This window comes from Janibacter sp. A1S7, assembly GCF_037198315.1.
GTDB lineage: Bacteria > Actinomycetota > Actinomycetes > Actinomycetales > Dermatophilaceae > Janibacter > Janibacter alittae.
This window is the reverse complement of the sequence record NZ_CP144913.1, coordinates 2,113,310-2,136,525: the sequence shown is the minus strand read 5'-3', so window position 1 is coordinate 2,136,525 and position 23,216 is coordinate 2,113,310. Positions and strand designations below refer to the sequence as shown.

Sequence of the window (23,216 nt, the reverse complement as noted above, 5' to 3'; positions counted from 1 at the left end):
CGCCCGTCGTGAACGAGATCCTCCTGTCCGCCCGGGGTCTGACCAAGACCTTCGCCGGCTTCACCGCCGTCGACGGTATCGACGTCGACGTGACGAAGGGGGAGTCCTTCGGCTTCCTCGGTCCCAACGGCGCCGGCAAGTCCTCGACGATGAAGATGGTCGCCGCGACGTCACCGCCGAGCGGGGGGGACCTGCGCATCTTCGGTCTCGACCCGCTCGTCGACGGCCCGGCCATCCGCGCGCGTCTGGGCAACTGCCCGCAGCAGGACAACCTCGACGAGGAGATCACCGTCGAGGAGAACCTGCAGGTCTACGGACGATACTTCGGGCTGCCCCGGAAGGTCATCCGCGAGCGCACCGACGAGCTGCTCGACTTCGCCCAGCTGACCGAGCGTCGCAAGGACACCGTCGAGCCGCTGTCGGGCGGCATGAAGCGGCGTCTGACCATCGCGCGCAGCCTGGTGAACAACCCCGAGATCCTGCTGCTGGACGAGCCGACGACCGGTCTGGACCCGCAGGCCCGACACGTGCTGTGGGACCGGCTCTTCCGTCTGAAGCGCCAGGGCGTGACCCTGATCATCACCACGCACTACATGGACGAGGCCGAGCAGCTGTGCGATCGGCTCGTGGTCATGGACCACGGCCGGATCGTCGCCGAGGGCTCGCCCCGCTCGCTCATCCGGGAGCACGCCACGCGTGAAGTGCTCGAGCTGCGGCTGCCGTTGGATGAGCCTGCCGACCACGCCGATGCGTCGTACCTCGTCGAGGGCATCGGCAGCCACGTCGAGGCACTGCCGGACCGGCTGCTGCTGTACACCGACCGGGGTGACTGCGCGCTGGACGCGGTCCACTCCCGCGGCATCGACCCGATCAGCTCGATCGTGCGGCGATCGACGCTGGAGGACGTCTTCCTCCACCTCACCGGACGGACGCTGGTGGACTGATGGCCCTCCCGTCGTCCACCGCCCCACGGGCCGGGGCGCGGCACCTGCACGGGGCCCGCAGCCCCCTTCGTCCGATCGAGCGAGTCCTCGCCGTCGCCGGGTACTTCGCGGTGGTCTACAAGCGGACCTGGCAGGGCTCCCTGTTCAGCCGGTTCGTCTCCCCACTGCTCTTCCTGCTCGCCATGGGTCTCGGTCTGGGCTCGCTCGTCGACGCCGCGTCCGGCGGGGTCGACGGCGTCCCGTACCTGGCCTTCGTCGCCCCGGGCATGGTTGCCGTGCAGGCGATGATGACCGCCGTCAGCGAGTCCACCTACCCGGTCTACGGCCTCTTCACGTGGAACCGGATGTACCACACGATGCTCGCGACCCCCCTGCGCGTCAGCGACCTCCTCCTCGGCCACCTCATGGTCGTCGCGGCCCAGGGCACGATCGCTGCGGCCGCCTTCGTGCTCGTGGCCGCGATCTTCTCCAGCTTCTCCTCGGCCTGGGTGGTGCTCGCCGTCCCGGTCGGGCTCCTCGTCACGCTCGCCTTCGCCATCCCCCTCTTCGGATTCACGGCACGGGCGAAGGGGGACTCCTCCTTCAACGTCGTCTACCGCCTGGTCATCACGCCGCTGATGCTCTTCTCCGGGGTCTTCTTCCCGGTGGACCGGTTGCCGTTCGTCCTGGAGGCGCTCGCCTGGCTCACCCCGCTGTGGCACGGCGTGGAGCTGACGCGCGGGGCGGCCACCGGCGAGTTCGCCGCCGTCGACATCGTCCACCTGGCGGTGCTGCTGACCTTCATCGGTTTCGGCTGGGTGTACGCCCACACCGGCATGACGCGGAAGCTGGTGTCATGACCGCCCTGCCACCCGGTGTCCTCACACCCGGCCTGGCGATGTGGCGCTCCGTCGTCGAGCGGAACCTCGTCTCCTTCCGCCGGCAGTGGGCGGCCTTCGTCACCGGCTTCGCCGAACCCGTCTTCTACCTCCTCTCCCTCGGGATCGGGGTCGGCTCGCTCGTGCCCTTCGTGACGACCGACGGGGGGTCGAGGGTCACCTATGCCGCCTTCGTCGCGCCCGCGATGCTCGCCGCCTCGGCGATGAACGGCGCGGTCATGGACTCCACGTTCAACGTCTTCTTCAAGCTGAAGTACGCCAAGATCTACGACGCCGTGCTCGCGACCCCGCTGGGACCCCGGGACATCGCCGTCGGCGAGGTGGCCTGGTCGCTGATCCGGGGCGGGGTCTACGCACTCGTCTTCTACCTGGTGGCCCTGGCGGTCGGTGTGGTCGAGTCGTGGTGGTCGGTGCTCGCGGTCCCGGCGGCCATCTTCATCGGGCTGGCCTTCTCCGCCGTCGGCATGTTCGCGACGACCTTCATGCGCTCGTGGGTGGACTTCGACTGGATCATGCTCGTCATCCAGCCGCTCTTCCTGCTCTCGGCGACGTTCTTCCCGCTCGCGACCTACCCGGGCTGGGCGCAGCCGATCGTCATGGCGACACCGCTCTACCACGGTGTCGCGCTCGAACGCGGGCTGATGCTCGGCGAGGTCGGCTGGGGGCTGCTGTGGCACGTCGGCTACCTGCTCGTGCTGGGTGTCGTGGGGATCTGGGCGACCTCCCGACGGATCGAGACGCTGCTGCGGGCCTGACGTCCGCCCGGGGCGCTGGCAGGCTGGGACGATGGGACAGCGGATGTTCGTCGCGGTGGTGCCGCCGCAGGACGTGGTCGAGGAGTTGGCCGACTTCCTGACCCCCCGGGAGGGGATGCCCTGGATCGATCCGTCCCAGTGGCACCTGACGCTGGCCTTCCTGGCCTCGGTCCCGGACGCACGTGCGGACGATCTCGTGGAGCGTCTCGGCGTGGCGGCGGCGCGCGTCGCTCCCTTCGACGTGGTGCTCGGGGGATCCGGGTGCTTCCCCGATCCGTCCCGGGCGAAGGTGCTGTGGCTGGGCGTCGACGAGGTGGCGGGGGAGTCGCTCACGCGGCTGGCGAAGGGGGCCCGGGCAGCGGCGAACGTCTCGGGCGCAACCCCCGACGGCAAGAACTTCGTCCCCCACCTGACCCTGGCCCGGCTGAAGCGGTCGATCGAGGCGACGACGTGGCTGCGCGTGCTGGACACGTTCTCCTCGTCGCGGTGGCGGGTGCGCGAGATCGAACTCGTGGCCTCCCACCTGGGGGAGGGGCCGAGACGTCGGCCCCGCTACGAGACGGTCGCCCGGCTGACCCTGTCGGGGTAGTAGTCGCACACCCGGGCATCCGATGCGGCGCGTCGGCGCGTCGGACACCAACCTCGAACACGTGTTCGGGTAACCTCGTCCACAGGTGCTCATCCGACAGCACCGGCGTCCACAGCCCCACGGCAGCTGCGGACCGTTGTCGGTGGTGGCTCCTAGCGTCTGACCAGACAGCACGAGACGTCCGACAGTGTGGATCCGGTCGCCGGTGGGCGCGCCCGACACGATGACAAGGAAGGTGTGGCATGGCTGAGGTCACGACCATCGACAGCAAGCAGCACGAGCAGAAGCTCAAGTCCCTCGACAGCGTCATGGGGCAGATCGAGAAGGCGCACGGCAAGGGTGCGGTCATGCGCCTCGGCGATGACGTGCGTCCCCCGATCGCGACCATCCCGACGGGCTCGATCTCCCTCGACGTCGCCCTCGGTATCGGTGGTCTGCCCCGCGGCCGTGTCGTCGAGATCTACGGCCCCGAGTCCTCCGGTAAGACGACCGTGGCGCTGCACGCCGTGGCCAACGCGCAGAAGGCGGGCGGCATCGCGGCCTTCATCGACGCCGAGCACGCCCTCGACCCGGAGTACGCGAAGAATCTCGGCGTCGACACCGACGCCCTCCTGGTCAGCCAGCCGGACACCGGTGAGCAGGCCCTGGAGATCGCCGACATGCTCATCCGTTCCGGTGCGCTCGACATCATCGTCGTCGACTCCGTCGCCGCGCTCGTGCCCCGCGCCGAGATCGAGGGCGAGATGGGTGACAGTCACGTCGGTCTGCAGGCCCGTCTGATGAGCCAGGCGCTGCGCAAGATCGCCGGCGCCCTCAACACCTCCGGCACGACGGCGATCTTCATCAACCAGCTGCGCGAGAAGATCGGCGTGATGTTCGGCTCGCCCGAGACGACCACAGGTGGCAAGGCGCTGAAGTTCTACGCGTCGGTGCGCCTGGACGTCCGGCGCATCGAGACGCTCAAGGACGGCACCGACCCGGTGGGCAACCGCACCCGGTGCAAGGTCGTGAAGAACAAGGTCTCGCCGCCGTTCAAGCAGGCCGAGTTCGACATCCTCTACGGACAGGGCATCTCCCGCGAGGGTGGTCTGATCGACATGGGCGTCGAGCACGGCTTCGTCCGCAAGGCCGGTGCCTGGTACACCTACGAGGGCGATCAGCTGGGGCAGGGCAAGGAGAACGCGCGCAAGTTCCTCAAGGACAACCCGCAGCTCTCCGACGAGATCGAGGCCAAGATCAAGAACAAGCTCGGTATCGGAGTCGTACCCACCGAGGACGAGGTCAAGGAACCGGCCGAGATCCCGGTCGACTTCTGAGCGGATCATGAGCGATCACGACCACCACGGGACCGCCCCGCGCACGCTGGACCAGCTGCGCGAGGCGGTCTCCGCCATTGAGCAGGCACCCACGTCCCTCGAGGTGCGAGGTGAGTCCCCGCCCCCTTCGGCCCCCCCGGCAGATCCGACCTCCGCGGACGAGGACGCCGACCCGTACGCGGTCGCCCGCGCCGTGGTTCTGCGTCTGCTCACCGGGGCGCCGAAGTCACGCGCGGAGCTGGAGAAGGCCCTGCGCCGCAAGGGGTGCCCTGATGACGTCGCCACGCAGGTGCTCGACCGCTACGAAGAAGTCGGTCTGGTCGACGACGAGGCCTACGCACGCACCTTCGTCCGGTCCAAGCAGGCCGGCCGGGGCCTGGCACGCCGCGCCCTGTCACACGAGCTGCGCGCGAAGGGGATCGACGACGAGATCACCCGGGCCGTTCTCGACGACGTCGATCCGGAAGACGAACGTGCCCGCGCCCACGAGCTGGTCGAGAAGAAGGTGCGCTCGATGCACGGCCTCGACCGGTCCGTCCAGACACGACGCCTGGCCGGCATGCTCGCCCGCAAGGGGTACGGGCCGGAGATCTCCCGCCTGGTCATCAACGAGGCCCTCGACGCCGAGCCGGAGCACCAGCGCGACTGACGCCGCGGGAGGCATTCTCGCGGTTAGTGTGGGCACGTGACTGATCGCGACTCCCTCTTCGGCGACTACGTCCCCGGCGCTGCCTGGGACGAGATGCTCGACGGGTCGGGCGAGCCCCGTGCGCCGTACAAGCCGATCCACCACACGCTGCGATCGATGGAGCCGGGGGCGCTGAAGGAGCGTGCCGACGCGCTCGCCCGGACGTTCTTCGAGCAGGGCGTGACCTTCGACCACGCCGGGGAGGAGCGACCCTTCCCACTCGACGCCGTGCCGCGGGTCATCGACGCCGACGCCTGGCAGACCGTGGAGCGGGGAGTCGCCCAGCGGGTGAAGGTTCTCGAGGCGTTCCTCGACGACATCTACTCACGTCCGCACGGCCTGCCCCGAGCCGTGGAGGACGGGATCATCCCGTGGAAGCTCATCGCCACCTCGGCGCACTACCACCGCGCCGTCGCCGGCCTGCGGCCGCCGAACGGTGTGCGTGCCCACGTCAGCGGCATCGACCTCATCCGGGACGAGGAGGGCACCTTCCGGGTGCTCGAGGACAACGTCCGGGTCCCGTCCGGGGTCTCCTACGTCATCGCCAACCGTCGGGCGATGACCAACGTCTTCCCCGAGGCCTTCGCGACGATGCGCATCCGCCCGGTGCACGACTACCCGCGGATGCTCCTGCAGGCGTTGCGGGCCTCGGCGCCCGAAGGGACGGCCGAGCCGACGGTCGTCGTCCTCACTCCCGGCGTCTACAACAGCGCCTACTTCGAGCACACGCTCCTCGCCCGGATGATGGGCGTCGAGCTCGTCGAGGGCCGTGACCTCGTGGTGCGCGGGGGAGAGGTGCGGATGCGCACGACCCACGGCGAGGAGCGGGTCGACGTGATCTACCGCCGCATCGACGACGACTTCCTCGACCCGGTGCACTTCCGCCGCGACTCGATGCTCGGGGTCACGGGGCTGGTCTCCGCGATCCGGGCCGGCCGGGTCACCCTGGCCAATGCGATCGGCAACGGCGTGGCCGACGACAAACTCGTCTACTCCTACATCCCGGCCCTGACGCGGTACTACCTCGAGGAGGAGCCGATCCTGGCGAACGTCGACACCTACCGGCTCAACGAGCCCGAGGCGCTGCAGGACGTGATCGGCCGCCTCGACGAGATGGTGGTCAAGCCGGTCGACGGCTCCGGTGGGAAGGGCCTGGTCGTCGGCCCCGACGCTGCGCCGGGGGAACTGGACGAGCTGCGCTCGAAGTTGCTCGACGACCCGCGCGGGTGGATCGCACAGCCGGTCGTCCAGCTGTCCACGGTCCCGACGCTGATCGACGGAGCGCTGCGGCCACGGCACGTGGACCTGCGGCCCTTCGCGGTCAACGACGGCGAGGAGGTCTCGGTGCTACCCGGTGGCCTGACCCGTGTCGCCCTCCCCGAGGGACAGCTGGTCGTCAACTCCAGCCAGGGCGGCGGGTCGAAGGACACCTGGGTGCTCGCCGGTCGCTACAACCGCCTACCGCAGGAGTCCGACGAGGGCGAGGTCATCTTCCTCGGCTCCGGTGCGCCCAGCGAGGCCCGATCGACCCAGGAGGACCGGTCATGATGCTCAGCCGGATCGCCGACGCCCTCTTCTGGATCGGCCGGTACGTCGAACGCGCCGACGGCACTGCCCGGATCGTCGACACGCTGCGTCTGCAGCTGGTCGACGATCCCGCGACCGACGAGCAGACCGCCTGCACGATGGTGCTGCGCGGGATCATGGGCTATGACGACGTCGGCGAGGTCGACTACACGGGGACCAGCCGGATGCTCGTCTTCGATGCCGCCAACCCCAACGCGATCTCCGGGTCATGGCACTCGGCCAGGGAGAATGCCCGCCGTGCCCGCGAGACGGTCTCCACCGAGATGTGGGAGACGATCAACACGACCTACCACCGCTGGAACGTCTTCACACCGGGCCGCGCGACCCAGCACCACCTCGGCTGGGTGCGTGAGCGGGCCGCCCTCGTCGGAGGCCTCGCGGACACGACGATGAGCCACGACGACGCCTGGGACTTCCTCGTCCTCGGGCGGGCTCTCGAGCGCGCGGACATGACCGCCCGCCTGGTCGCCACCGGGGCCAGCGACTTCGGCCCCGGCTGGGGCTCGGTGCTGGCCAGCTGCGGTGCCCAGCAGGCCATGATGCGCACGATGCGAGGTGTGGTCAGCGATCGCGCCGCCGCCGCCTTCCTCACCCTCGACCGACGCTTCCCCCGCTCGGTCATCGCAGCGCTGAAGGAGGCGGAGGACCGGCTGATCGTGCTCTCCCCGGACAAGGACCGGGTCGGTTTCTCCGATGAGGCCCGCCGCCTCCTCGGGCACATCCGGACGTCGCTCGAGTTCAGCAATCCGGAGGCGGTCCTGCGCGACCTGCCGGAGCGGATGCAGGAGGTCCAGGAGGCGGTCCGGGCGGCCTCGGATGCGGTCGGCGCGCGCTACTTCATGTCGGCGCCGGTCCAGGAGTGGACGGGAGAGATCGTATGAGCACCAGGCGTTACCGCATCGTCCATCACACGACGATGCGCTACGAGGGAGAGGTCGCCACCTCGCACAACGAGCTGCGGATGACCCCGGTCGACGAGCCGGGCCAAGCGACCCTCGAGGCCCGGGTCCGGGTGCGTCCCCTGACATGGAGCACCGTCTACGAGGACCACTGGGGCACCCAGGTCATGGCCATGGAGGCCCAGTCCCCGCACGACGTGCTCGAGATCGAGGCGATCAGCCTCGTCGAGCGGTCCGAGGTGGCGGTGGAGGCGCCGGACACCGGCTGGGAGGTGGTGCGCTCCGCGGACACCCAGGACCGACTCAGCGAGTTCCTCGCGCAGACCTCACGCACCGCACCTCCGCAGGAGGTGGCCGCGCTCGCCGCGCAGGTCGCCGACGAACGCACCCCGCAGGCAGCGGCCCTCGCGCTGGCCGACCGGGTCCACTCGGCGCTCACCTACGAGCCGGGGATCACCGGGTGGCAGGCGACGGCGGCCGACGTGTGGGGGACGCGTCGCGGCGTCTGCCAGGACTTCGCCCACATCACTCTCGGCGGCCTGCGCTCCATCGGCATCCCGGCCCGGTACGTCAGCGGCTACGTCACCGATGACCCCGGGGAGATCCCGCGGGGGACGAGCGCCGTCGCCCGCAACCACGCCTGGGTCGAGGTGTGGGACGGGGACTGGCACCCGATCGACCCGACCAACCCCGGCTCCGTGGGCCTCGACCACGTCGTCCTCGGTCGTGGCCGGGACTACGACGACGTCTCGCCCTTCCGCGGCATGTTCGTCGGGCCCCCGCTGGAGGAGCTCGACCTCGAGATCACCTTCACCCGCGTGGGCTGACCACTCGCCGGACGGGGGGATGGTCTGTCGACTCACGCACCAGTGGTGGACTCGACGTTCTCGACGGTCGTCGCCCCTCGTTGACTCATCTTGTGCTCCGCGTACACCGCGAGCCTCGAGAGGCTGTAGTTGACGATGATGAAGACGACAGCCAGCACGACTGCGGTCGCGAACGGGTTGTTGTACAAGGGTGAGATGTAGATCTGCTTCCCCACCTTGAGAATGCCGGATGCGCCGATCACGTAACCCAGGGCGGTGTCCTTCAGGGCGACGATGCACTGGCTGATGATCGCCGGCAGCATCGACCGAACTGCTTGGGGGGCGAGGATCTGCGCGAGGACCTGGGACTTCGTCATCCCGATGGCGTAGGCGGCCTCGCTCTGCCCCTTGGGGACGGCCTGCACGCCGGCGCGGAAGATCTCCGCGAGCACCGAGCCGTTGTAGAGCATCAGGCCGAGGACGAGCGACCAGTAGGGCCCGAGTGAGGAGAAGCCGAGGAAGATCACCAGGATGAGCAGCAGCAGCGGGACGGCCCGGAAGAACTCAACGACCAGCCAACTCGGCCAGCGCACCCACGCCCGGTCGGACAGTCGTCCGGTGGCGAAGACGGCGCCGAAGGTGACGGCGAGAGTGATGGCCAGGGCCGCAGCCGACAGCGTGTCGAGCAGCCCCTCGAAGAGCGCCTGGATGATGTGCGGCTCGGTGAAGGCCTCCCACTTGTCCGGGGTGATCTGCTCCGTCGACCACAGCTGCCAGAGGGCGAAACCGAGGAGCACTCCGAAGGCCAGCAGAGCCACGCCGGTGTAGACGCGATGACGGGCACGGGTCACGGGACCCGGGTTGTCGAAGAGGACGGTGCTCATCGGGCCACCGCCGTCCGACGCTCGAAGCCGCTCGCGATCGCCGAGAGAACGGCGACGATGAGGATGTAGCCGGCGACGATCCCGGCGAAGTTGAACCACAACGACCCGGGGAAGTCCTCGATGAGTGCCTTCAGCTGGTAGGTCGCCTCGGTGATGCCGAAGGCGTAGGCGACGGAGGTGTTCTTGGCCATCGCGATGTAGACGCTGACCAGTGGCGGGATGATCGCGCGGAAGGCCTGGGGAAGGACGACGTGCCGCAGGGAGGCACCGAAACCCATCCCGATCGACCGGGCGGCCTCGGCCTGCCCGGGATCGACGGTGTTGACCCCGGAGCGGATGCACTCGCAGACGAAGGCCGCGGTGTACAGCGACAACGAGATCACCGCGCGCCAGAAGAAGCTCGGGCCGATCCCGACACCGGGCAACCCGACGACGACGAAGAGGAAGACCACGACGAGCGGGGTGTTGCGGAAGATGTTGACATAGCTCGTGCCGACGAAGCGCAGCGGCGCGATGGGGGAGACGCGCATCGCCCCGAGCAGGGTGCCGAGGATGGTCGAGAACAGCAGCGTCCACCCGATCAGCTGGAGGGTGACCAGGAAGCCGTCAGCGAGGCTGGTGGCCAGCTCGCTCAGGTAGTCGGGGCCCACAGGCGTCCTCTCATGTCCCGGGGTCGTGGTGCGACGGTGGTGGCGCGCCCCGGGTCAGGATGACCCGGGGCGCGCCACCGATCGGTCAGGCCTTGCAACCCTCGTCCAGTGCCGGGGGCTCCGGCGTGTCGACGTCGGCCTGGCCGAGCGTGCTCTGGAAGGCCTCGTCGTACGCCCCGTCGTCGAAGGAGTCACTCATCGTCGTGGTGAGGAACTCGCACATGTCGGCGTCACCCTTCTTGAAGCCGATGCCGTAGCGCTCCTCGCTGAAGGCGTCACCGACGACCTCGAGCTCGTCGGGTGCGTCGGCCGCGTAGCCGAGCAGGATCGCGCCGTCGGTGGTGACCGCGTCGACCGAGCCGTTCTGCAGCTGGGTCACGCAGGCGGAGTAGGTGTCGAAGGGAACGGGCTTGGCCCCGAACTTCTCCTCCACCGTCTCGATCGACGTCGAACCGGTCACCGAGCAGGTCTTGACGCCCTCGAGGTCATCGGGACCGGCGATCTTCTCCTTGTCCTCCTCGCGCACGAGCAGCTGTTGACCGGTCACGTAGTAGGGGCCGGCCTGGCCGACCACTTCCCGGCGGTCGTCGGTGATCGAGTACGACGCGACGACGATGTCGACCGTGCCGTTCTGCAGGAAGGGCTCACGGTTGTCGGAGACCGTCTCCTTCCAGGTGATGTCCTCCGGTGCGATGCCGAGCTTGCCGGCCACGATCTTGGCCATCTCGATGTCGAAGCCCTCGGGGACGTCTGCGCCGGGTGGCATGAACCCGATCCCGGGCTGGTCGAACTTCACGCCGACGGTGATCTTCCCGGCGTCGGCGAGCTCGGCCATGGTCGTGCCCGAGTCGAAGTCCGGGCTGTCCTCGACGGCAACATCGCTGTCGCCCCCGCCGCCGCAGGCGGCCAACGTCAGCGTCAGGGCGGCCATCGTCGCGAAGGCCTTGGTCTTCTGCAGTGCCATGGGTGTCCTCTTTCCCTCCGGGCTCGGTGCTCGAGCCGTGCGGCCTTGTGGTGGTCGGTGTCTCAGTGCTCGAGGATCTTGCCGAGGAAGTCCTTGGCGCGATCGGACTGGGGGTTGGTGAAGAACTCGGTCGGCGTGTTCTCCTCCGCGATGCGGCCGTCGGCCATGAAGACGACCCGGTCACCGGCGGTGCGGGCGAAGCCCATCTCGTGGGTGACGACGACCATGGTCATGCCCTGCTGTGCCAGGTCGACCATGACGTCGAGGACCTCCTTGATCATCTCCGGGTCCAGCGCGGAGGTCGGCTCGTCGAAGAGCATCACCTTGGGATCCATCGCCAGCGCCCGGGCGATGGCGACGCGTTGCTGCTGACCGCCGGACAGCTGGGCCGGGTACTTGTCGGCCTGCTCGGCGATGCCGACGCGGGTGAGCAGCGAACGGGCGCGCTCGTTCGCGGTGGCCTTGTCCTGCCCGAGGACCTGGATCGGCCCCAGGGTGACGTTCTGCAGGATCGTCTTGTGGGCGAAGAGGTTGAAGCCCTGGAAGACCATCCCGACCTCGGCCCGTAGCCGGGCGAGCGCCTTGCCCTCCTCGGGCAGCTCCTTGCCGTCGAGGGAGATGGTGCCGGCGTCGACCGGCTCGAGGCGGTTGATCGTGCGGCACAGGGTGGACTTGCCCGACCCCGACGGGCCGATGACGACGACGACCTCGCCGCGCTTGATCGTCAGGTTGATGTCCTGCAGGACGTGCAGCTCCCCGAACCACTTCTGCACGTCGTCGAGTACCACGAGGGGTTGGCCTCGGGCAGCGGTCATGCTCTCGGGAGAGGTGACGGTCATGCGGGCAAACCTAACCTGACGCAGCACACCCGTGGGGTGCTGCCGGGTCTTCGTGATGAATCCTTTTCCTTCAGCCCCCTTCTGCCGAAGGGGGTGTGGTCGCCCCCTTCGCCCGACGTACCCTTGATCTGCCATGACTGCAACGCCCAAGACCTACGATGTGCGCACCCACGGGTGCCAGATGAACGTCCACGACTCCGAACGTCTCGCCGGTCTCCTCGAGACCGCCGGGTACACCGACATCGCCAGCCTGCCCGAGCAGGAGCGCGGCGAGGTCGCCGACGTCGTCGTCTTCAACACCTGCGCGGTGCGGGAGAACGCCGACAACAAGCTCTACGGCAACCTCGGCATGCTGCGCCCGCTGAAGCAGCGCAACCCCGACCTGCAGATCGCCGTCGGCGGTTGCATGGCACAAAAGGACCGCGCGACGATCGTGGAGAAGGCGCCGTGGGTCGATGTCGTCTTCGGTACCCACAACATCGGCTCCCTGCCGGCGCTGCTCGACCGCGCGCGACACAACGAGGAGGCGCAGGTCGAGATCCTCGAGTCCCTGGAGACCTTCCCCTCGACGCTGCCGACCCGCCGTGACTCCGCCTACTCGGGCTGGACGTCGATCTCGGTGGGCTGCAACAACACGTGCACCTTCTGCATCGTGCCCGCCCTGCGCGGCAAGGAGAAGGACCGCCGCCCGGGCGAGATCCTCGCCGAGCTCGAGGCGCTGGTCGCCCAGGGCGTCGTCGAGGTCACCCTCCTGGGGCAGAACGTCAACAGCTACGGCGTGGAGTTCGGTGACAGGTACGCCTTCGGCAAGTTGCTGCGCTCCTGCGGCGAGATCGAGGGGCTGGAGCGGGTGCGCTTCACCAGCCCGCACCCGGCTGCCTTCACCGACGACGTCATCGACGCGATGGCCGCCACGCCCAACGTCATGCCGAGCCTGCACATGCCGTTGCAGTCCGGCTCGGACCGGGTGCTGAAGGCGATGCGCCGCAGCTACCGCTCGGCGAAGTTCCTCGGCATCCTCGAGCGCGTGCGCGAGCAGATCCCGGACGCGGCGATCACGACCGACATCATCGTCGGCTTCCCGGGGGAGACCGAGGAGGACTTCGAGGACACCCTGCGGGTGGTGCGCGAGTCGCGCTTCTCGTCAGCGTTCACCTTCCAGTACTCGATCCGCCCGGGGACCCCGGCGGCGACGATGGCCGACCAGGTCCCCAAGGAGGTCGTCCAGGAGCGCTACGAGCGCCTCCTCGCGGCGCAGGAGGAGATCTCCGGGGCCGGCAACCGCGCGCTGCAGGGGCGCGAGCTCGAGGTCCTCGTCGCGACGGGGGAGGGACGCAAGGACAGCCAGACCGCACGGCTGAGTGGTCGCGCCCGGGACAACCGACTCGTGCACTTCGCCCTGCCGGAGGCGCTGCCCGAGGCCGAGCGCCCACGTCCGGGCGACATGGTCACCGTCGGGGTCACCTACGGCGCTCCACACCACCTCGTCGCCGACTCCGCGCTCGAGGGTGGCGCCTTCTCCGTGCGCCGGACCAGGGGCGGCGACGCCTGGGCGGCACTGCAGGACAAGGGCGCCGAGGGCGCCGTCGCCAAGCCGAGCGTCTCGCTCGGGATGCCGCGCATCGGTGCGCCCGAGTCCGTCGCGGCCAGCGAGCCCGCCTGCGGCGCGTAGCCGCAGCGCTCCACCCGACCACGACGAAGGGGGTGGGTCACCGCCGAGGTGACCCACCCCCTTCGTCATGTCCCGGTCCCAACCGGAGGGCCGCACGGCATCCGCGAGGGGGAGTAGTTGACATTTCAATAAGGGTTCCACTAGTGTCGTACTCACAACGACAGGCCAACCGCCTCCGTCACGATCCCCCACAAGGAGTTCCCCCATGACCGAGACCACCACCAGCACCTTCCAGGACCTCGCCGCAGGCACCTACACGATCGACCCGAGCCACACCGAGGTCGGCTTCGTCGCCCGCCACGCGATGGTCACCAAGGTCCGGGGCTACTTCCGTGACCTCGAGGGCACCATCGAGGTCGCCGAGAACTTCGCCGACTCGACGGCCAACGCCACGATGAAGACCGCGTCCGTCGACACCGGCTCCGCGGACCGTGACGGCCACCTGAAGTCGGAGGACTTCTTCGACGTCGAGAAGTACCCGGAGATCAGCTTCGTCGCCAAGCGCGTCCAGGACGTCGACGGCAGCAACTTCGACCTCGTCGGTGACCTGACCATCAAGGGTGTCACCAAGGAGGTCGCCCTCCAGTCCACCTACGACGGCACGGCGCAGGACCCGTTCGGCAACGTCCGGGCCGGCTTCACCGCCGTCACGTCGGTCGACCGTGAGGACTGGGGTCTGAGCTGGAACGCCGCCCTGGAGACCGGTGGCGTCCTCGTGTCGAAGAAGATCACCCTCAACGTCGAGATCTCGGCCATCAAGGCCTGAGCCTCGACCTCCCCCGCGAAGCCGGGGCCGGCACCCCTGGGCCGGCCCCGGCTTCGTCGTGGGCGGGCGGTGCGGGAAGATACCGCTCATGACCATCCACCCGATCACCATCTGCGGTGAGCCGGTCCTGCACACCCGAGCGGAGCCGATCACCGAGTACGACGACTCGTTGCGCACCCTCGTCCAGGACATGTACGCCACCCAGGAGGCCGCCCACGGCGTCGGCCTGGCCGCCCCCCAGATCGGGGTCGGCCTGCGCTTGTTCACGTGGAACATGGACAACGAGGACGGGGTGCCGACGCTCGGCCACCTCATCAACCCGTACGTCAAGCCCACCAAGCCGGCCGTGGGGGAGCCCGACCGCGACCACGAGTCCGAGGGCTGCCTGTCCGTGCCCGGGTACTCCTTCCCCCTTCGCCGGGGTGAGCGGGCCGAGGTCACCGGCTACGACGTGGACGGCAACGAGATCGCCTTCACCGCGACCGGGTGGTTCGCGCGGTGCATGCAGCACGAGTACGACCACCTCAACGGCTTCCTCTACATCGACCGGCTGAACGAGAAGTGGAAGAAGAAGGCGAAGAAGGTGGTGCGTGCCGAGGAGTGGGGTGTGCCCGGGCTGACCTGGCTGCCCGGCGACGACCCGGACCCCTTCGGCCACGGCGAGGAGTCCGACGAGAGCCTGTGATCGCGCAGGTCATCGCCGTCGTCGGCGCCACGGCCACGGGCAAGTCCGACCTGGCGCTCGACCTCGCCGAAGCACTCGGCGGCGAGGTGGTCAATGCCGATGCCATGCAGCTCTACCGGGGCATGGACATCGGCACCAACAAGCTGCCTCCCGAGCAGCGACGCGGCATCCCGCACCACGTCCTCGACGTCCTCGACGTCACCGAGGAGTCGACTCTGGCCGACTACCAGGTCCGTGCCGAGGCGGCCATCGCGGACGTCCTCGACCGTGGGCTCGTGCCGGTTCTGGCCGGAGGATCGGGCCTGTACGTGCGCGCGGCGATGGACCACCTTCGGATCCCGCCGACGGATCCGACCGTCCGGGCGCGTCTCGAGGCCGAGGCGCAGGACGAAGAGGGCGTGGCGGCCCTGCGTGACCGGCTGCGGTCCGTGGACCCGTCCGCTGCCGAAGCGATCGAGCCGAACAACGTGCGCCGGATCATCCGGGCGCTGGAGGTCGTGGAGATCACCGGCCGGCCCTTCTCGGCAACGGCACCGACGAAGCGGTACCGGCGCCCTTCGTTGGTCATCGGGTTGCGCGACGACTGGGACGCGTTGACCACGCGGATCGAGCGCCGTGCCCGGGCGATGTGGGACGACGGTCTGCTCGACGAGGTGGCCGCGCTCGACGCTGCCGGTCTGCGGGACGGACGCACGGCCTCGCAGGCCATCGGCTACTCGCAGGCGCTGGCCGAGATCGACGGGCGGACCACCCGCGAGGAGGCGATCGCGCAGACCGCGCAGGCGACGCGACGCTACGCCCGGCGGCAGGAGTCGTGGTGGCGCCCCGACCACCGGGTCGAGTGGTTCGACGCCGCGGATCCGGGTCTGGCGGAGGCGGCCACCGCCCGTGCACGACGACCGACTCACCACCATCGGTCAGAATGGACCCCATGACGCTGCGCTTCACCAAGGGCCACGGCACCGAGAACGACTTCGTCCTCGTCCCCGACCTGTCCGCCGAGCTCGAGCTCACTCCCGAGCAGGTCGCCCTGCTGGCGAACCGGCACGCCGGCATCGGTGGCGACGGGGTGATCCGGATCGTGCCGACCGCCGATGCCGCGGAGGAGTCGGTGCGGGCGCTGGCCGGCGAGGCCGAGTGGTTCATGGACTACCGCAACGCCGACGGATCACGTGCGCAGATGTGCGGCAACGGCACCCGGGTCCTCGCGACCTGGCTGCGGCGGGAGGGGCTCGTCGGGGACGAGTTCTCGATCGCCACGAGGGCCGGGGCGAAGCGGATCCGGTTCGAGGGCCACCACGTCGTCACCCACATGGGCACGTGGCGCTTCGTCGACGAGGCGAGCGCGCACGCCGACGGCTTCGACGCGCTCGTCCACGTCGAGGAGGCCGAGGCGGTCACCGAGCCGTACTCGGCGCTCTCGCTCGACCTGGGCAATCCGCACACCGTCGTCGCGTTGCCGGAGACGGTCTCGCTCAACGGTCTTCGGCTGCGCACACCACCCGTGGTCAACCCGACGCCGCCGGAGGGGAGCAACGTCGAGTTCGTGCGCGTGCTCGGTCCGGGGCACATCTCGATGCGCGTGCACGAGCGCGGGGTGGGGGAGACCCGCTCCTGCGGGACCGGGGTCTGCGCCGCCGCGATCGGTATGGCGTTCTGGACCGGTGACGCCGATGCGGCCGGGCAGGTGACGGTCGAGGTGCCCGGCGGCACGCTGCAGGTGCGGTTGTTGCCCGGACGTGAGGTGGAGCTGGCCGGGCCGGCCGAGCTCGTGGCCGACGGGACGACGGAGCTGGTGTGACGTGGAACTGCTGACGCACGTCGAGTCCGGGGACTGGCTGCTCGGTCGGGTGGGTGACGGGGCCCGGGTCGGTGGGGTGGCCGGCACGGGCTTCGAGTCGTACGCACGGGTCCTGCACCCCGTCCCGGCGTGGCTGGAGGACCTCACCGTCGCGAACGAGTGGGGGTTGCACCCGGTGCTGCAGGAGACCCGATGGCGCTGGTCGCAGGTGGCGGTGCGGCAGGACCTGACGATGCATCCGCTCGTGCAGTTCAACCGGTTGGCGGACCTCCACCAGGGCGTGGACTTCCCGGACGGCTGGCGGGTCGGTCAGACGCAGGAGGGGTACTTCGACCTCGACCTGCTGGCGGCCCTGACCGAGCACCTGGGGTTGGCGACGGCCACACCCCACGACCTCGTGGCCGGGATCTGGAACGGCTGGGGAGAGGTGCGCGGCCACAGATGGTCCGCGTACGTCGAGGAGGGCAGTGGACTGCGGGGTTGGCTCGCTCGGCGGATGTGGCGCAACGAGGTGGGCGGCAGCCACCGGCGAGCCGCGCCGGAGATCCGCGCAGTGGCTGCCGGGGGTCCGTGGTTGGAGTGGCCGGACCGGAAGATGGTCCTCTTCGCCACGTCGATCGACGAGCTGGCCGACCGGACCTGGCCGGAGCGCGCCCGGATCGGAGTGCAGCCGGGGTGGTCCGGGACCAGCCCGCAGCTGCTCTGGCCGGCCGATCGCTCGTGGGTCGTGGCGAGCGAGATCGACTGGGACAGCACGATCGTGGCGGGGAGCCGCTCGCTGGTCGATGCCGTTCTCGGCGACGAGCGGTTCGAGGCCTTCGAGGTCGGCGAGGAGGACGACCTGACCTACGAGGGCGACACGGTCAACCCGCCGCGGGGCGACTGACCCGCAGCACGCGGAAACCCTTGCTTGTCGTGACCCGCTCGGTCGGCAGGCCGAGCTCGGTGGTGATCCAGCGCTGGAAGGTGTCGGCGCCGAGGTTCTTGCCGATGACCAGGTGGGCGTCTGCCCCCGTCGCCAGCCGGGGCAGCCACCTGCGCAGCACGTCGTGGACGGCGGGCTTGCCGATGCGGATCGGGGGGTTGGACCAGATGGCGGCGAAGGTCAGGTCGGCCGGGGCCTCGTCCGGTCGCGCGGTGCGGACGTTGTCGAGGCCGAGGGCCTGCGCGTTGCGACGGGTGAGATCGAGGGCGCGCTCGGTGACGTCGACGGCCCAGACGGTCGCCTCGGGCGAGCGCATGGCCAGGGTGAGGGCGACCGGCCCCCAACCGCAGCCGAGGTCGAGCAGGTCCCCGGACGAAGGGGGCTCGGGCACCTCGTCGAGCAGGATCGCCGTCGCCCGGTCGAGGGCGCCGGGGGAGAAGACCTTGCCAGCGGTCTCCACGGTCACGTCCTGCCCGGCGAGATGGGTGTGCAGCTGGCGGCGCTCGGAGTCGGTCGCTGCGGGGCTGTCCGTGAAGTAGTGGTCGGTCGGCTCGGTCACGGGGACACTGTAGGCCGGTTGTCGGTCAACAGATCCTTCCCTGCGACCTCTTGATTTGTTCGAACAGACGTTCGACAATGAACGCCACAGGAGGCGTGATGACCGGGCAGGCGGTAGAGGCAGCACCCGAGACCAAGGGTGCCGCCTGGCTGCTGGGCCGGCTCGATGACCTCCTCGAGGCGCAGAGCGCGCAGCGGTCGACGGCGTGTCCGAGGCCGACCTGCTGCGCGTCGTTGGCGCGGTTGTCGGGTCGTGACGAGGGGCAGGTGCAGCCGGTCGAGGTCGCACTCGGCATGCGCGAGGACCCGGTCGTGCCCGGGGTGGGTGCGAGCGCTGATTGGTCGGGTGGCTGCGATGCCCTGGCGGACGAGGTCGAGATCCCGTGGTGGGGTGCCGTGCCCGGCGTGCTGCGCCCACTGCTTCGCTTGCGTGACGCGGTCGGCCGGTGCTCGGCCATGGCCGAGCAGCGGTGGACGATGACGAGTCCGCTCTCGAGATCCACGACGAGCGCTTGTCCGCAGCATGATCCACCACCGATCCAGGAGTCCCTGACATGGCCGAAGTTCTGCTCTACCACCACATCCAGGGCCTGACCGAGGGAGTGAGGGCGTTCGCGGACGAGCTGCGTCGGGCAGGGCACACGGTGCACACACCCGACCTCTTCGACGGGCGCACCTTCGCCGGCATCGAGGAGGGCTTCGGGTTCGCGCGCGACGCCGGCTTCGAGGCGATCCGGGAGCGTGGCGCCGCTGCGGCCGGGGAGCTGGGGTCGGATCTCGTCTACGCCGGGTTCTCCTTCGGCGTGATGATCGCCCAACGGCTCGCACAGACCCGTCCCGGCGCTCGTGGAGCGCTGCTCATGTACTCCTGCGTGCCGGTCTGCGAGTTCGGGGAGTCCTGGCCGCAGGGGGTGCCGGTGCAGATCCACGGCACCGAGGGTGACGAGTTCTTCGAGGAGGACCTGCCGGCGGCACGAGAGCTCGTTGAGTCCTCCCCCACGGCCGAGCTGTTCACCTACCCCGGCGACCAGCACCTCTTCGCGGACTCATCGCTCGACGCCCACGACCCGGAGGCGGCCGCGCTGCTCATGGAGCGGGTGCAGGCCTTCCTCGCTTCTGTGTGACGAACCCGGCCCGCTGACTTCGCCCTCAGACCACGTCGTCGTCGACCCAGTCGAGGGTCTTGGTGATCGCCTTGGTCCAGTTGCGCATCAGCCGCTCCACCTCGTCGGTGTCCATCTGCGGGCTCCAGCGCACGTCTTCCTGCCAGTTCGCCGCGATCTCGTCGGTCGACTCCCAGTACCCGACTGCGAGCCCCGCGGCATAGGCCGCCCCGAGAGCGGTGGTCTCGGAGATCTTCGGCCGCACCACGTCCACCCCCAGGATGTCCGCCTGGAACTGCATGAGCGTCTCGTTGGCGACCATTCCGCCGTCGACCTTCAGCTCCGTCAGTCGCCCACCGGCCCGCTCTGCGTCCCCCTGCATCGCGTCGAGCACGTCGCGGGTCTGGTAGGCGGTCGACTCCAGAGCGGCTCGGGCGATGTGCCCCTTGTTCGCGAACCGCGTCAGTCCGACGATCGCGCCCCGCGCGTCCGGGCGCCAGTGTGGCGCGAAGAGCCCGGAGAAGGCGGGCACGAAGTACACCCCGCCGTTGTCGTCCACGCTCGTGGCCAGTGACTCGACCTCCGGAGAGGAGTTGATCAGCCCGAGGTTGTCGCGCAACCACTGCACGAGCGAGCCGGTCACCGCGATCGACCCCTCGAGGGCGTAGACCGCGTCGGCGTCGCCGAGCTTGTAGCAGACCGTCGTCAGCAGGCCGTTGTCGCTGCTGACGATCTCGGTCCCGGTGTTGAGCAGCATGAAGTTGCCCGTGCCATAGGTGTTCTTCGCCGTCCCCGGCTCCAGACAGGCCTGTCCGAAGGTCGCCGCGTGCTGGTCGCCGAGGATTCCCGCGATGGGCGTCCCGTTGAGCACACCCGGCTGGCAGTCCCCGTAGACCTCCGATGACGACCGGATCTGCGGCAGCAGCTGCATCGGCACGCCGATGGCCTCGCAGATGTCCTCGTCCCAGGCAAGCGTGCGCAGGTCCATCAGCATGGTCCGGGACGCATTGGTGACGTCGGTGACGTGCACGCCCTCGTTCTCCGCCCCACCGGTGAGGTTCCACAGCACCCACGTGTCCATGGTCCCTGCGAGCAGCTCCCCGGCCTCGGCCCGTTCCCGGGCACCGTCGACGTGGTCGAGGATCCACGCGATCTTCGGTCCGGCGAAGTACGTCGCGAGCGGCAGCCCGCTGACCTTCCTGAAGCGCTCGGTCCCACCATCACGAGCCAGTGAGTCCACGAGCGACTGTGTCCGGGTGTCCTGCCAGACGACCGCATTGTGGATCGGCTGTCCGGTGGCCTTCTCCCACACCACCGTCGTCTCGCGTTGGTTGGTGATCCCCACGGACTCGATGTGGCCCGAGTTGAGATTCCCCTTGCCGAGCGCCCCGCCGATGACCCGGCGGGTGTTCTCCCAGATCTCCAGCGCGTCGTGCTCCACCCACCCGGCGCGGGGGAAGATCTGCTCGTGCTCGATCTGGTCGGTCGCGACCACCGAGCCGTCCCGGGCGAAGACGATGGCGCGGGTGCTCGTGGTGCCCTGGTCGATGGCCAGCACGTATGACGTGGAGGTGCTCATGTCGGCATCTTCGCAGGTCACCATCGCGAGCCGGCCGAATCGGCACGTACCGTTGGCGGACAAGGGGAGTTGCTCCCCTCGTCCAGACCATCGGAGGAACCATGCCCGTCGCCGCCCCCTTGGACGCTACCCAGCGCGCATCCGCGTGGCGCCGCATCGCCGAGGACGACCTCGACGTCCTGGTCGTGGGCGGCGGCGTCACCGGCGCCGGGGTGGCTCTCGACGCGGCCACCCGCGGTCTGAAGGTGGCGCTGGTGGAGCAGCGCGACTTCGCCTCGGGGACCTCTTCGCGCTCGAGCAAGCTCTTCCACGGCGGCGTGCGCTACCTCGAGCAGTTGAACTTCGGTCTCGTCCGCGAGGCACTGCAGGAGCGGGAGCTGATGCTCACCCGGATCGCGCCGCACCTGGTCAAGCCGGTCTCCTTCCTCTACCCCCTGTCCCACCCGGTCTGGGAGCGTCCGTACGTCACGGCCGGTCTGACGCTCTACGACACGATGGGCGGGGCACGGTCGGTGCCGCGCACCAAGCAGTTGACGAAGGGGGGAGTGCGCCGGATCGCACCAGGGCTCAAACCCTCCGCGCACCACGGTGGGCTGATGTACCACGATGCGCAGTGCGACGATGCCCGCCACACGTTGACCGTGGTCCGCACGGCCGCGGCCTACGGCGCGACCGTCCTGAACTCCGCGAAGGTCACCGGCCTGCTCCATGCCGGTGAGCGGGTGGTCGGCGCGACGGTCCTGGACGTGGAGACCGGGGACGAGACCGAGGTCAGGGCCTCGGTCGTCATCAACTGCACGGGGGTGTGGACCGATGACATCCAGCGGATGGCCGGGGGACGCGGTCGGTTCCACGTCCGCGCGAGCAAGGGTGTGCACCTCGTCGTCGCCCGGGACCGGATCAACTCCGAGACCGGGCTGATCCTGCGTACCGAGTCCTCGGTTCTCTTCTGCATCCCGTGGAACACCCACTGGATCATCGGTACGACCGACACCGACTGGAGCCTCTCGCGAGCCCATCCGGCCGCCACCGCGGCCGACATCGACTACCTCCTCGATCAGATCAATGGCGTTCTGCTGACCCCCCTGACCCGCGAGGACATCCAGGGCGTCTACGCCGGACTGCGTCCGCTGCTCGCGGGGGAGAGCGAGGAGACCTCCCAGCTCAGCCGCGAGCACGCCGTCGCCCGTCCGCAGCCGGGCCTGATCTCCATCGCCGGCGGCAAGTACACGACCTACCGCGTCATGGCCGCCGATGCCGTCGACGCCGCCCGTGAGGACCTGTCCGCGGGCGTGCCCGACAGCGTCACGGAGCACATCCCGCTGGTGGGCGCCGAGGGCTACCAGGCGCTGGTCAACCAGCTCGACACCCTCAGCCGGCGTCACGACCTGCCGCCGTGGCGCATCACCCACCTGCTGGATCGGTACGGGTCGCTGGCCGTCGACCTCTTCTCGCTCATCGACGAGGACCGCTCCCTGGCGACACCCCTGCCCGGGGCCGAGGAGTACCTCACGGTCGAGGTCATCCACGCCGCCCGCAACGAGGCCACGATGCACCTCAACGACCTCCTCACCCGGCGCACCCGCATCTCCATCGAGACGACGGACCGGGGCGTCGAGGCGGCCGAGTCCGCCGGTCGTCTCCTGGCCCGCGAGCTCGACTGGGACGAGGAGCGCACCCGCTCCGAGATCGACCACTACCTGCGGCGCGTGCAGGCCGAGATCGACAGCCAGCAGATGACCGAGGACGAGCGGGCCGATGCCGAGCGCACCGAGGCCACGGACATCCGGACCATGGCGAAGGGATGAGCCCGGCCCGGTCGGTCCGTGAGCGCCTGGCGTCGATCAGGTCCCTGACGGGGACACCACCGGAGCTCGACCGGGAGCGCCTACCCGCGGACCCGGTCGACCTCTTCCTCGCCTGGCTCGACGATGCCGTGGCCGTGGGAGTGCCCGAGCCGCGCGCCATGACGGTGTCCACCGTCGACGCGGACGGTGTGCCGGACTCTGGCTGCGCGCAGCCCGGACGCCCGAGCAGCAGTCGGGGCGGGGGACTGGCGCCTGTGGCACCTTCGGCCGACCCGCGTCGAGCACTGGCAGGGATCACCCGACCGGCGTCACACCCGGGTCGTCGACGTTCGCAACGGTGACGACTGGGTGCGAGAGGTCACGACCGGCTCGGAGTGACACCCCACCATGCTGGGTCTGGACGTGACGATCGAGTGGGGCTGTCCCGTCGCCTCGGTGCATCGGCCCGGTCCCGTGGGCGAACGAGGCGAGCACGAGCTGTGGGCGAGGGGGCCGACGGGACTAATCGGTGGCCGGATGG

At 69.5% G+C, this 23,216-nt stretch carries 25 protein-coding genes; 19 read left to right on the top strand and 6 right to left on the bottom strand.

Annotation, left to right across the window (positions count from 1 at the left end):
- Positions 1-8: 8 nt before the first annotated feature.
- From V1351_RS10250 to V1351_RS10210, 9 genes are all read left to right on the top strand, one after another.
- Positions 9-944: an ABC transporter ATP-binding protein gene (locus tag V1351_RS10250; protein ID WP_338748047.1), complete on the top strand. Its 936-nt coding sequence runs from the start codon at positions 9-11 to the stop codon at positions 942-944.
- Positions 944-1,783 carry an ABC transporter permease gene (locus tag V1351_RS10245; protein ID WP_338748046.1) on the top strand — a complete coding sequence of 280 codons (840 nt, stop codon included), beginning with the start codon at positions 944-946 and terminating at the stop codon, positions 1,781-1,783. Before V1351_RS10250 ends, V1351_RS10245 begins: the two co-directional genes overlap by 1 nt.
- On the top strand, positions 1,780-2,577 hold the full coding sequence (locus V1351_RS10240; RefSeq protein WP_338748045.1) for an ABC transporter permease: 798 nt from the start codon (positions 1,780-1,782) through the stop codon (positions 2,575-2,577). The genes V1351_RS10245 and V1351_RS10240 overlap by 4 nt, the downstream gene beginning before the upstream one ends.
- Before the next feature lie 31 nt (positions 2,578-2,608).
- Positions 2,609-3,166: an RNA 2',3'-cyclic phosphodiesterase gene (gene thpR, locus V1351_RS10235; protein ID WP_338748044.1), complete on the top strand. Its 558-nt coding sequence runs from the start codon at positions 2,609-2,611 to the stop codon at positions 3,164-3,166.
- Between the two features lie 242 nt (positions 3,167-3,408).
- The gene (recA, locus tag V1351_RS10230) at positions 3,409-4,482 is read left to right on the top strand and encodes a recombinase RecA (protein WP_338748043.1); all 1,074 of its coding nucleotides are present in this window, start codon (positions 3,409-3,411) and stop codon (positions 4,480-4,482) included.
- A gap of 7 nt (positions 4,483-4,489) precedes the next feature.
- Entirely contained in the window at positions 4,490-5,131 is a 642-nt protein-coding gene (locus V1351_RS10225) for a regulatory protein RecX (RefSeq protein ID WP_338748042.1), read from the top strand.
- Positions 5,132-5,224: 93 nt separating this feature from the next.
- Positions 5,225-6,718 carry a circularly permuted type 2 ATP-grasp protein gene (locus V1351_RS10220; RefSeq protein WP_338752516.1) on the top strand — a complete coding sequence of 498 codons (1,494 nt, stop codon included), beginning with the start codon at positions 5,225-5,227 and terminating at the stop codon, positions 6,716-6,718.
- On the top strand, positions 6,715-7,638 hold the full coding sequence (locus tag V1351_RS10215) for an alpha-E domain-containing protein (RefSeq protein ID WP_422388970.1): 924 nt from the start codon (positions 6,715-6,717) through the stop codon (positions 7,636-7,638). Before V1351_RS10220 ends, V1351_RS10215 begins: the two co-directional genes overlap by 4 nt.
- Positions 7,635-8,483: a transglutaminase family protein gene (locus V1351_RS10210; protein ID WP_338748041.1), complete on the top strand. Its 849-nt coding sequence runs from the start codon at positions 7,635-7,637 to the stop codon at positions 8,481-8,483. The genes V1351_RS10215 and V1351_RS10210 overlap by 4 nt, the downstream gene beginning before the upstream one ends.
- A gap of 32 nt (positions 8,484-8,515) precedes the next feature.
- Here the strand turns inward: V1351_RS10210 and V1351_RS10205 are convergent, their stop codons facing one another.
- From V1351_RS10205 to V1351_RS10190, 4 genes are all read right to left on the bottom strand, one after another.
- Positions 8,516-9,346 carry an amino acid ABC transporter permease gene (locus V1351_RS10205; protein ID WP_338748040.1) on the bottom strand — a complete coding sequence of 277 codons (831 nt, stop codon included), beginning with the start codon at positions 9,344-9,346 and terminating at the stop codon, positions 8,516-8,518.
- Positions 9,343-9,996: an amino acid ABC transporter permease gene (locus tag V1351_RS10200; protein ID WP_338748039.1), complete on the bottom strand. Its 654-nt coding sequence runs from the start codon at positions 9,994-9,996 to the stop codon at positions 9,343-9,345. The genes V1351_RS10205 and V1351_RS10200 overlap by 4 nt, the downstream gene beginning before the upstream one ends.
- Positions 9,997-10,081: 85 nt before the next feature.
- The gene (locus tag V1351_RS10195; RefSeq protein ID WP_338748038.1) at positions 10,082-10,960 is read right to left on the bottom strand and encodes a glutamate ABC transporter substrate-binding protein; all 879 of its coding nucleotides are present in this window, start codon (positions 10,958-10,960) and stop codon (positions 10,082-10,084) included.
- Positions 10,961-11,022: 62 nt separating this feature from the next.
- Entirely contained in the window at positions 11,023-11,775 is a 753-nt protein-coding gene (locus V1351_RS10190) for an amino acid ABC transporter ATP-binding protein (RefSeq protein WP_338752513.1), read from the bottom strand.
- Between the two features lie 157 nt (positions 11,776-11,932).
- Between V1351_RS10190 and miaB the strand changes: the two genes are divergently transcribed.
- The 6 genes from miaB to V1351_RS10160 all read left to right on the top strand — a co-directional run bounded on the left by miaB (position 11,933) and on the right by V1351_RS10160 (position 17,609).
- Positions 11,933-13,471, top strand: a complete 1,539-nt coding sequence (gene miaB / locus V1351_RS10185) for a tRNA (N6-isopentenyl adenosine(37)-C2)-methylthiotransferase MiaB (protein WP_338748037.1) — start codon at positions 11,933-11,935, stop codon at positions 13,469-13,471.
- A 205-nt stretch (positions 13,472-13,676) separates the two neighbouring features.
- The gene (locus V1351_RS10180; RefSeq protein ID WP_338748036.1) at positions 13,677-14,237 is read left to right on the top strand and encodes a YceI family protein; all 561 of its coding nucleotides are present in this window, start codon (positions 13,677-13,679) and stop codon (positions 14,235-14,237) included.
- Between the two features lie 88 nt (positions 14,238-14,325).
- The gene (def, locus tag V1351_RS10175; RefSeq protein WP_338748035.1) at positions 14,326-14,922 is read left to right on the top strand and encodes a peptide deformylase; all 597 of its coding nucleotides are present in this window, start codon (positions 14,326-14,328) and stop codon (positions 14,920-14,922) included.
- Positions 14,919-15,857, top strand: coding sequence for a tRNA (adenosine(37)-N6)-dimethylallyltransferase MiaA (gene miaA / locus V1351_RS10170; RefSeq protein ID WP_338748034.1), 939 nt, complete (start codon positions 14,919-14,921; stop codon positions 15,855-15,857). The genes def and miaA overlap by 4 nt, the downstream gene beginning before the upstream one ends.
- Entirely contained in the window at positions 15,854-16,723 is an 870-nt protein-coding gene (gene dapF / locus V1351_RS10165) for a diaminopimelate epimerase (protein WP_338748033.1), read from the top strand. Before miaA ends, dapF begins: the two co-directional genes overlap by 4 nt.
- A gap of 1 nt (position 16,724) precedes the next feature.
- Positions 16,725-17,609, top strand: coding sequence for a hypothetical protein (locus tag V1351_RS10160; RefSeq protein ID WP_338748032.1), 885 nt, complete (start codon positions 16,725-16,727; stop codon positions 17,607-17,609).
- Here V1351_RS10160 and V1351_RS10155 read toward each other — a convergent pair.
- A complete protein-coding gene (locus V1351_RS10155) occupies positions 17,587-18,207 on the bottom strand; it encodes a class I SAM-dependent methyltransferase (RefSeq protein ID WP_338748031.1) in 621 nt (206 codons plus the stop codon). The genes V1351_RS10160 and V1351_RS10155 overlap by 23 nt on opposite strands.
- 98 nt (positions 18,208-18,305) lie before the next feature.
- Between V1351_RS10155 and V1351_RS10150 the strand changes: the two genes are divergently transcribed.
- Positions 18,306-18,800 carry a hypothetical protein gene (locus V1351_RS10150; RefSeq protein ID WP_338748030.1) on the top strand — a complete coding sequence of 165 codons (495 nt, stop codon included), beginning with the start codon at positions 18,306-18,308 and terminating at the stop codon, positions 18,798-18,800.
- Entirely contained in the window at positions 18,761-19,330 is a 570-nt protein-coding gene (locus V1351_RS10145; RefSeq protein ID WP_338748029.1) for a dienelactone hydrolase family protein, read from the top strand. The genes V1351_RS10150 and V1351_RS10145 overlap by 40 nt, the downstream gene beginning before the upstream one ends.
- A 25-nt stretch (positions 19,331-19,355) precedes the next feature.
- Here V1351_RS10145 and glpK read toward each other — a convergent pair whose 3' ends face one another.
- Positions 19,356-20,888, bottom strand: a complete 1,533-nt coding sequence (gene glpK, locus V1351_RS10140; protein ID WP_338748028.1) for a glycerol kinase GlpK — start codon at positions 20,886-20,888, stop codon at positions 19,356-19,358.
- A gap of 101 nt (positions 20,889-20,989) precedes the next feature.
- Here glpK and V1351_RS10135 point away from each other — a divergent pair, with 101 nt between their 5' ends.
- Entirely contained in the window at positions 20,990-22,696 is a 1,707-nt protein-coding gene (locus V1351_RS10135) for a glycerol-3-phosphate dehydrogenase/oxidase (protein ID WP_338748027.1), read from the top strand.
- A 186-nt stretch (positions 22,697-22,882) separates the two neighbouring features.
- Positions 22,883-23,074: a pyridoxine 5'-phosphate oxidase C-terminal domain-containing protein gene (locus tag V1351_RS10130; RefSeq protein ID WP_338748026.1), complete on the top strand. Its 192-nt coding sequence runs from the start codon at positions 22,883-22,885 to the stop codon at positions 23,072-23,074.
- Positions 23,075-23,216 lie beyond the last annotated feature (142 nt).